Source organism: Kitasatospora sp. NPDC091257 (genome assembly GCF_044757675.1).
Classification (GTDB): domain Bacteria; phylum Actinomycetota; class Actinomycetes; order Streptomycetales; family Streptomycetaceae; genus Kitasatospora; species Kitasatospora lactacystinica.
Map to the genome: position 1 here is coordinate 1 of NZ_JBIVVI010000683.1, position 5,026 is coordinate 5,026.

Genomic DNA, 5,026 nt, shown 5'->3' on the forward strand with positions numbered 1-5,026 from the left:
GGTGTTAACCCCCGTGCCGCGAGGGGTGCCGGCCCGCCGCCGGGATCGGCGGGGCGGGGAGGTGGCGGGGCCGGGAGGCGGCGGGGTGGGGAACCGGCGGGCGGAGAACCGGCGGGACGGGGATCGGGGAGCCGGGCCCCTCAGCAGGCTTCCGGCCGGCCGAACAGCTCGTCCAGGTGGTACGCGAGGACCGCGAGCGCCTGCTCACCGGTGCGCTGGCCGCCCAGGACGCTGGAGCCGAGTCCGTTGACCATCGCCAGCAGCCCGGCCGCGACCGTGTCGACGTCCCGCTCCGGCCCGATCTCCCCGGCCTGCTGCGCCGCGCGCAGCTGCTTGGCGAGGAAGCCCTCCAGCACGGCGGGCGGCTGCGCGGCCTGCTTCTCCAGCACCTCGGGGTCGCCGAGGACCAGCGTGTAGTACGCCGCGTACGTCCTGGTGATCCGGCGGCTCTCGGCGTCCGTCGGCAGGATGCAGGACAGGACCGCCGTCACCACCTCCCGGGGGGCGCGCGCCGGGCCGATCCACTGCTCCATCCGGGCCTGGAGCTGGGTGCCGAGCCTGGCCAGGGCGTCCAGGAGCAGGCCCTCCTTGGTCGTGAAGTAGTACTGCACGAGTCGCAGGGAGACGCCGGCCTCCGTCGCGACCGCCCGCATGCTGGCGGACTGCAGGCCCTGGGTGTCGGCGATGCGCAGCAGGGCCTCGGCGATCTGCCGGCGGCGTTCCTCGTGGTCGACCTTCGCGGTCATGTTCCGGCCTCCGTACGTCCGACCCGTTCTCCTGGTACACCCGTATCATGCATGTGATACACATGTACCATGCGAATCAGCGAGTTCAGGAACGGCAAGGCCGAAGCCCGCTTCCGCACCGCCTACGAGCGCGCGCTGACCGAACTGCGGCCCCGGCCGTGGACGCCGCTCGACGTCCCCACCGGCTACGGCACCACCCGCGTCTACCGCACCGGCCCCGCCGAAGGACGGCCGATCGTGCTGCTGCCCGGCTCCGGCGGCAACGCGCTGATGTGGCACGGCCACCTCGACACCCTCGCCGCACAGCACCCCGTGATCGCCGTGGACACCGTCGGCGAACCGGGCGCCAGCGTGCAGAGCGCCCCCATCGCGGACGGCCGCGACGCCGCCGCCTGGCTGGAGGACCTGCTCACCGCCCTCGACCTGCCCACCGCCCACCTGGTCGGCTGCTCCTACGGCGGCTGGATCGCCCTCAACCACCAGATCCACCACCCCGGCCGGACCGCCGGACTCACCCTGGTCGACACGGCGGGCCTGGCCGACCTGGACCGCCGCTTCTACACCTGGATGATCCTCGGCGGCCTCGCCGCCATGGCGCCGCGACCGCTGCGCCCCAGGCTGGCCCGGCTGGTCGGCAACAGCGCCGTCCTGGAGACCGAACTGATGGCCCTGGTCCGCGCCTCGGTGGGCTTCCGCCGCCGGCTGCCCCCGGCCGCCACCCTCACCGACGAGGAACTCGGCCGACTCACCTCCCCCGCCCTCTTCCTCCTCGGCGAACGCAGCGCCCTGCACGACTCCCGGGCCGTCGCCGACCGCCTGCGCCGGCTGGTGCCCGCCGCCCGGGTCGAGATCGTCCCCGGCGCGGGACACTCGCTGCCCACCGACGACCCCGCGGCGGTCACCGCCGGGATCCTCGGCATGGCCGCGCGGCAGACCGGCTGACCGGGGCGGTCGCCGGGGCGCGGCTCCCGGCGGCGCCGGGGCCGACGGGCGGCCCGCCGCCGCTACGGCCGCTCCACCGGCCCACCGAGGGCGGCGCGGACCAGACGGATGACGGCCGGGGTGGCGGCGGTCGGACCACCACCACCGCCGTCCGGCGTGCCCGCCGTCCCCGTCCCTGTCTCCGTCCCTGTCTCCGTCCCCTTCCCCGCCTCCGCCTCCGCCTCCGCCTCCAACGCGTCGTAGGTCTCGAAGGCGGTGAGGACGAAGAGCAGGCTCGCCGCGTCCGGCGGGGCGGCGGGCAGCCGGCCGGCCAGGACGGCGGCACCCTCGCGGCGGCGGGCGTCGCGGTCGGCGATGACCCGGCCCACCTCCTCGTCGAGCGCGGCGAGGGCCCGCAGCCGCCGGGTGCAGACCCGGTCGACCGCCCAGAAGCCGCCCATCACCTCGACGAAGCGGTCCACCGCCGCCCAGGGGTCGGCCAGGGTGAAGGCCTCGGCGAGCCCGGCCATGCCGCCCTGCGCGGCGAGGGCGTCGCAGACCGCCTCCAGCAGGCCCGCCTTGGAGCCGAACTGGTAGTAGACGGTCGCCCGGGCGACGTCGGCGCGGCGGGCGACGGCGTCCAGCGAGACCCCGCCGGTCTCGGCCAGGTTCGCGCGGGCGGCCGCGACGATCCGGGCGCGGGTCTCGTCGACCTCCGCCTGCCGCTGTCCCATCCGGTAGGACCGGGGGCTCATCCCGCTCGCCTCCACTCGTTCCGCTCGTCCGCGTGAACTGGCAGTATCGCCGATCGGTTCCCCCGGGCGGGGCCGCCCCGGCATCCGCAGGGACGGCCCCACCGCTCAGAGGATGACTCGCCCCCCGCTGACGTCCAGGGTCTGCCCGGTGATCCAGGAGGACGCGTCGGAGCCCAGGAAGAGCACGGCCGAGGCGATGTCCACCGGCTCGCCGAGGCGGCCCAGCGGGTGCGCGGCGGCGACCGCGGCCTGCACCTCGGGCGGCATCTGCGCCGCCGTCCGCTCGGTCCGGACGGCACCCGGCGCGACGGCGTTGACCCGCACGCCCTCACCGGCGACCTCCAGGGCGAGGTGCCGGGTGAACATCAGCACGCCCGCCTTGGCCGTGGCGTAGGCGGCGGAGGCGCCGCTGGGCAGCCGGCCCGCCGTGGAGGCCATGGTGACGATCGAACCGCTGCCGCGGGCCAGCAGGCCGGGCAGGAAGGCCTGGACGGTGAGGAAGGTGGCGGTGAGGTTGCCGTCCAGCACGGCCCGCCAGTGCTCCTCGGTCTCGCGGACGGTCGGCACCGGGTAGCCGTCGCCGCCGGCGAAGGCGGCCAGGACGTCGACCGGGCCGAGGTCCTGCTCGATCCGGGCGGCGGCAGAGCCGAGCGCCGTCGCGTCCGTGCAGTCGGCGACCAGTCCGAGTGCCCGGGCGCCCTCCGCCCGCAGTTCCCCGGCCACCTCCTTCAGCGCCGCCTCGTCGCGGCCGAGGACGGCGACGGCCGCACCCTGCCGGGCGAAGGCGCGGGCGGTCTCCGCACCGATGCCGCGGCTGCCGCCGGCGATCACGACCACCCGGCCGGCCAGATCGGGGTACCGAGCCTGCAGAACTCCCATGTCCCATCGCTCCTTTGGACTTGCACTCGCGGTGTGCTGTGGTTCACTTGGTTTCATTCATACAGTCCGTCTGAATGAATGACAAGCACCGACCCGACCCGGACACCGGCCGAGCACCGACCCCGGACCGTCCGAGTCCCGAAGTCCCCGAGTCCCGGAATCCTGAGGAGGAACCGATGAGGATCGCAGTCGTGGGCGCCACCGGACGCACCGGCCGCCTGGTGGTCGACCTCGCACTGGCGGCCGGACACACCGTCACCGCCGTCGCCCGCGACCCCGCCCGGCTACCGGCGCACACGCACGGCAGCGCGCTCACCGCGCGGGCCGACGTCGGCGAACCCGGCTCCCTGCACGGCCCGTTGAACGGCCAGGACGCCGTAGTCGCCACCCTCGGCAGCACCGGCCGCGGGGCCACCACCGTCTTCTCCGACGGCGCCCGGGAGCTGACCGCGGCGGTCCGGGACGGCGGCCTCCGGCACCTGGTGACGATGAGCTCGGCGGGCCTGGACACCAGCCGGCTCCCGTTCGCCCAGCGCGTGGTGACCAGGCTGGTGGTCGACCGGCTGTACCGGGAGATCCATCACGACCTCGCCCGGATGGAGGCGGTGCTCGCCGGCTCCGACACCGCCTGGACGGTCGTCCGGGTACCGATGCTCAAGGACGGACCGCCGTCCGTGGGCCCGCAGATCTCCTACGACCGGCCGCTTCCCCGCGCCGGCACCGCCACCCGCGCCACCGTCGCGCACTGGATCGTCGGCCACCTCGGCGACCCGGCGACCTTCCGCCGCCTCGTCCACCTCGCCGACGACTGACGCCCGGCCCGTGCCCCGTCGTCGGCGTCACCCGAGCCATGAGCGCACGAACCATGGAGCCGCCGAGCCGCGAACGGCCGTCACCCGGCGGCCGCCGCCGACCGCCCCCGGCTCAGCCCTGCTGCGGCGGGCGGCGGCGCATGGCGAGCAGCAGCAGGACCACCGCCGACAGCACCGCGGCCAGCCGCAGCACGTTCGGGGCCGACGACCAGCTGATCTGGCCCAGCGGCGAGCCCGACTGGAGGCCGCCGCCCTGCCCCCCGGCCTGTTTGGCCTGCCGCATGGAGTAAAGGGTGGTCGCGCTCATCGTGACCAGCGGAATGCCGAGGATCACGAACTTGCGCATCAGGTCGGAGATCTGGCGGGACAGGTAGCCGAGGCCCCAGCCGGCCAGCATGGCCGGGAGGAAACCGGAGACCGCCCCGCCGACCAGCAGGCCGCAGGAGAGCAGGATCAGCGGGGAGGGCTTGCGGGCGGGCGCGTCCTTCTGCGCCTCCTGGCCCTTGCCCTTCGCCTTCCCCTTACCCTTCGCTTGGCCCGCGGCCTTCCCGGCAGGGGCGGCGGGCGCCGCCGGGGTCTGCTCGATCCGGCCCCTGCGTGGCTTCTTCCTCAGGTCCGCGGCGGGCACCGCCGGCTCCGGCGCGGGCTCGGCCTCCTCCCCGGTGCGCTGCTCGGGGATGGGCTTCGGCGCGGGCCGCGGCCCGTCCGAGAAGTCGAAGAGGGTCATCGTCCACGGGCCGGTGCTCGACACCGTGGGCGGCGGGATCGCGTGCGCCCGCGCCTCGGCGGTGGCCAGGTCCGGCGGGTCCAGCGGTACGGACGGGATGCCGGCCGCGCTCGGCGCCGGCGGGTCGTACACGCTGTCGGGGTCGAAGTCCGGCACGGGCCCCGGGGCGGGGACGGGACCGGAGGA

At 75.5% G+C, this 5,026-nt stretch carries 5 protein-coding genes and 1 pseudogene; 2 read left to right on the forward strand and 4 right to left on the reverse strand.

The annotated features are described in order from the left end of the window. Window positions 1-140: 140 nt before the first annotated feature. Window positions 141-746 (reverse strand): TetR/AcrR family transcriptional regulator, encoded by a 606-nt coding sequence (locus ACIQOV_RS27195; RefSeq protein ID WP_401052838.1) that lies wholly within the window; start codon window positions 744-746, stop codon window positions 141-143. A gap of 69 nt (window positions 747-815) precedes the next feature. On the opposite strand from ACIQOV_RS27195, the gene ACIQOV_RS27200 reads away from it, so the two are divergent. Continuing rightward, the gene (locus ACIQOV_RS27200) at window positions 816-1,688 is read left to right on the forward strand and encodes an alpha/beta fold hydrolase (RefSeq protein WP_401052841.1); all 873 of its coding nucleotides are present in this window, start codon (window positions 816-818) and stop codon (window positions 1,686-1,688) included. Between the two features lie 62 nt (window positions 1,689-1,750). Here the strand turns inward: ACIQOV_RS27200 and ACIQOV_RS27205 are convergent, their stop codons facing one another. Then, on the reverse strand, window positions 1,751-2,422 hold the full coding sequence (locus ACIQOV_RS27205) for a TetR/AcrR family transcriptional regulator (protein ID WP_401052844.1): 672 nt from the start codon (window positions 2,420-2,422) through the stop codon (window positions 1,751-1,753). Window positions 2,423-2,527: 105 nt separating this feature from the next. Next, entirely contained in the window at window positions 2,528-3,301 is a 774-nt protein-coding gene (locus ACIQOV_RS27210) for an SDR family NAD(P)-dependent oxidoreductase (protein ID WP_401052847.1), read from the reverse strand. A gap of 176 nt (window positions 3,302-3,477) precedes the next feature. Between ACIQOV_RS27210 and ACIQOV_RS27215 the strand changes: the two genes are divergently transcribed. Then, entirely contained in the window at window positions 3,478-4,113 is a 636-nt protein-coding gene (locus tag ACIQOV_RS27215; RefSeq protein WP_401052850.1) for an NAD(P)-dependent oxidoreductase, read from the forward strand. Between the two features lie 112 nt (window positions 4,114-4,225). Here ACIQOV_RS27215 and ACIQOV_RS27220 read toward each other — a convergent pair. Continuing rightward, window positions 4,226-5,026, reverse strand: a pseudogene (locus ACIQOV_RS27220) (hypothetical protein); the annotation flags it as partial.